Annotated in this window: 3 protein-coding genes; 1 reads left to right on the top strand and 2 read right to left on the bottom strand. The window is 62.5% G+C overall.

Features of this window, described 5'->3' with window-relative positions; translation table 11 throughout:
- The coding region (locus ACTJLF_RS34380; protein WP_440884866.1) for a hypothetical protein at nucleotides 1-262 on the bottom strand (262 nt) is incomplete at its 3' end.
- 175 nt (nucleotides 263-437) lie between these two features.
- Here ACTJLF_RS34380 and ACTJLF_RS34375 point away from each other — a divergent pair.
- Nucleotides 438-1,508: a LysR family transcriptional regulator gene (locus ACTJLF_RS34375; protein WP_440884865.1), complete on the top strand. Its 1,071-nt coding sequence runs from the start codon at nucleotides 438-440 to the stop codon at nucleotides 1,506-1,508.
- A gap of 53 nt (nucleotides 1,509-1,561) precedes the next feature.
- Here the strand turns inward: ACTJLF_RS34375 and ACTJLF_RS34370 are convergent.
- A partial coding sequence (locus ACTJLF_RS34370; RefSeq protein WP_440884864.1) for an amino acid adenylation domain-containing protein occupies nucleotides 1,562-3,828 on the bottom strand: 2,267 nt, incomplete at its 5' end.

The following is a 3,828-nucleotide window of genomic DNA, read 5'->3' as shown; positions in this document are numbered from 1 at the left end:
TTCGGTATCCGTCACGCTTTCTAATCTGACGCTGGCGCAAGCCAGCTTCGGTTAATAAGTCAGAAGCCACCCGACGAAAGTCGGGTGGCTTTTTTGCTTTTTCGGGCATCTTCGAAAGAAGATGCGACAGAACCCCTGCCTTGCATTCCTTATGGCTATCAGTGCTTGATGAATCCGAGGCTAAGAGTGGACCTTTGCATTGGTGATGATTGGCTACAGCGGTGACGTTCAGGGCGGCAGTTTTTGCCGGCTTTCCTGCCAAGGCGCTAGATGTGGATCAGGTGGAACGCGCAGGCGCAACAGTTGAAGTAGGGCACACTCAGTGTGGCCGGTATGCAGCAGCCGTTTTACGGTGTACGAGCGCACCTGCATCCACTCTAGTTGACTGCAACCGGACGATCAGTCCCCCATAACCACTCTCAGTCCCACGACACAGAATGCAAGACGTCGAAGCGACAACGCAGAACAAGGTGGATCTGCTCGATCTGAACGATCTTCGGATCTTTACCTACGTGGCAGTCCTCTACAGTTTCTCCGCCGCAGCGGACGAACTAGGCATCAGCAAATCCAGTGTCAGCCGCAGCATCGTGCGATTGGAGACGTTGATGGGCACGCCCCTGCTTAATCGCACCACGCGCAAGGTCAAGCTCACCCGCGCCGGGAATGTGCTCAAGGACCGAGGCGTCGACATCATGAAGCGCATCGGCGAGTCCATCGGCCATGTCGGTGATCTGGGCCTCGCCCCGCAGGGGCAATTGACTGTTTGCATCGCAGCGGATGCGGGTCTGGAGGAACAGGTGCAGCAGTTGGTGCTGCCGCGCTTTCTCGAACGGTACGAAGGTGTCAACGTCGTGATGCGCTCCACGATGCAGAAGGCCGAGCTTCGCTCGGAAAACGTGGATGTCGCCATTTCGAGCGGTCCTACCCATCCGCCCGGGTCTTCGAGATTTATCTCTCTGGCGCGTTGGCTCTGCGCATCGCCAGCCTATTTAGAACGTCGCGGGGGTGTTCAGTCCCTCGACGAGTTGGGCATGCACGACATCATCGCGACCAATGACCGGGAGACACACTTCGCACCCGGATTGGGCAACCTGTTCGAACTCGAGGTTTTCAAGGACGTGCGTCCGAGGCTCAACATCGACAACTTGGGCGGCGCGCGTTACCTTTCCATGCAGGGGCTGGGCATTGTTTGCCTCCCTGAGCACATGTGCAGGGACCAGGTTCGCAAAGGGGAACTGGTGCGTTTGCTCGAAGACCTGGAAATTCGCTCCCTGGACCTGAATGTCTTCTATCCAAGCAAGCGAAGTGCCGCACCTGTGGTCAGGGCTTTCACTGAGTTGCTCAGAGCGGGCCTGAGTTCCGTCGCCGGGTCTTCTGCAGGCAACGGCGGGATCCTCGATATGCCGGTCTCATCGGCCGTCAACTCGACGGGCCCGACCGGCGACGCCTCGACCGTGTCGCAGTCCGTGCTCGTGATTTCGCCGCACGAGGAACCTCCTTCTCCCTGAGCGTTCGTTTGAAGCAGGTGATGCCGCATCGTCATACGGCAACACCCACCCGGCTAGGACGTGCTTCGCAGAGCCGTCTCCAATTTCGAGGTCAGCACCTTGCCGATTTCGGACATCGGTTCCGGGTCTGTCATCGCGCCATGGTGGCATGCGATTTCATACACATTCACCTGGCCTGTCACATAGGGGAGCCAGACCTCGGGTGAGGGAAGGCGAGGTGTTTCAGTGGCGACGAACAGCAGCAGGTTGCCAGAGATCTTCTCGGGCTTGTAGTCTTTCAGAAGTGACACGTTGTGTTTGGTCACTCGGTTCATTCTTTCGATGTGGTTCTTGCTGAGGCTCGAAAGAATGGATTTTTCCGTGTTGAAGGTGATGCCCTTCCATATTCTCTCCTGCTGGAGATAGGCACTTTTTCGCTCGTCAGGGAAGTCGAGCCGTTCGAGGTCGGGCTGCTGAATCGGCGTCTTGAAAATGTTCACATGCGGTGGATAGGTATCGAGAAGGACAACCTGGTTGTCCTTCCCGCTTTGGGAAGTGGCGAGGCGGGCTATTTCAACGGCGACATACCCGCCGAATGACCAGCCGAGCAGGTTGTAGGGGCCTGAAGGCTGAATCTTCCTGATCTCTTCCAGGTAGTCCGCCGCCATCGCTTCAATCGAATCCGGCATGAGCGCGAGGTCGGCATACCCTCGGGCCTGCAGGCCGTAGACCGGGCGATTGTTGCCAAGGTATTTAATGAGCGACCCATAGCCCCAGCTCAATCCGCCCCCCGGGTGGATGCAGAACAACGGTGCGGTATCTCCCGTGGCTCGGATCGGGATCAGCGTCTCGAACGAGTCGTTCTGGTTCTTGGCATTGATCCGCTCGCTGAGTTGCGCGACGCTGGGCGCCTCGAACAGCGTGCGGATGGCCAGCTCCACGCCCAGGGCGGAGCGGGTGCGGTTGATAAGCTTGGTGGCCAGCAGGGAGTGGCCACCGAGGTCGAAGAAGTTGTCGTGGATGCCGACCTGCGGGAGGTGGAGGATCTCTGCGAAGAGGGCCGCAAGGATCTCCTCCTGGGGCGTGCGCGGCGCGCGGATGCTGTGTGGGGTGAAGTCCGGCGCGGGCAGGGCCTTGCGGTCGAGCTTGCCGTTGGGTGTGAGCGGCAGTGCGGGCAGGGCCACGATGGCCGCGGGGACCATGTGTTCGGGCAGGGACTCCGACAGGGCGCGGCGCAGGGCCTGTGTGTCGATGCTCGAATCGGCAGACTCGGTCACCACATAGCCCACGAGCTGCTTGTGGCCGGGAGTGTCCTCGCGGGCGATGACGGCGGCCTGTGCGACGAGGGGCAGTCGGGTGAGCGCGGCCTCGATCTCGCCGGGCTCGATGCGGAAGCCCCGGATCTTGACCTGCTGGTCGGCGCGTCCGAGGAAGTCGAGCACGCCGTCGGCGCGCCAGCGTGCGAGGTCGCCGGTGCGGTACATGCGGCTGCCCGCGGGGCCGTGGGGGTTGGCCACGAAGCGCTCGGCGCTCAGGCTGGGGCGGTTCAGGTAGCCGCGTGCCAGGCCCGCGCCCGCAACATAGAGCTCGCCGGGCACGCCTGCGGGCACCGGCTGCAGCAGGTCGTCCAGCACGTACACCTGCAAGTCGGGGATGCCGCGCCCGATCAGGCTGTTGGCCTCGGCCGAGGCGATGTGGCGGTCCAGCGCGATGTAGCTGACATGCACCGTCGTCTCGGTGATGCCGTACATGTTGACCAGCACCGGGGCGTCGTCCGCATGGCGGTCGTACCAGTCCTGCAGGCGGCGCAGCTCCAGGGCCTCGCCACCGAAGATCACGCAGCGCAGCGCCAGGCCCGCGCGCAGGTGCGGCAGCTCCTGGTCGGCCTGCATGAGCTGGTAGAAGGCCGAAGGCGTCTGGTTCAGGACCGTGACCTTCTCGCGCACGAGCAGCGCCAGGAACTCCGAAGGCGAGCGGCTCAGCAGGTTGGGGATGACCACCAGGCGGCCACCGCGCAGGAGGGGCCCCCACAGCTCCCAGACCGAGAAGTCGAAGGCATGGGAGTGGAACATGGTCCAGACGTCGTCCGGTCCGAAGCGATACCAGTGCTCGGTGGCACCCAGCAGGCGCACGACGTTCTGCTGGGGGATGACCACGCCCTTGGGTCTTCCGGTGGATCCGGAGGTGTAGATGACATAGGCGGGGTTGGCCGGGGTGAGGGGGCGCGTGCGCTGTGCGTCGGTGGGGTTGGCGCGAGAGCGAGCGGCGATGGCCTCGCGCACCTGCGGCGCGTCCAGCAGCACGGTGGGTACGCCCTCGGGCAGCAGCCGCGCGGTGGTCG

The organism is Variovorax sp. 22077 (assembly GCF_052044195.1).
GTDB lineage: Bacteria > Pseudomonadota > Gammaproteobacteria > Burkholderiales > Burkholderiaceae_C > Variovorax > Variovorax atrisoli.
This window is presented reverse-complemented; position numbering and strand designations above follow the sequence as displayed.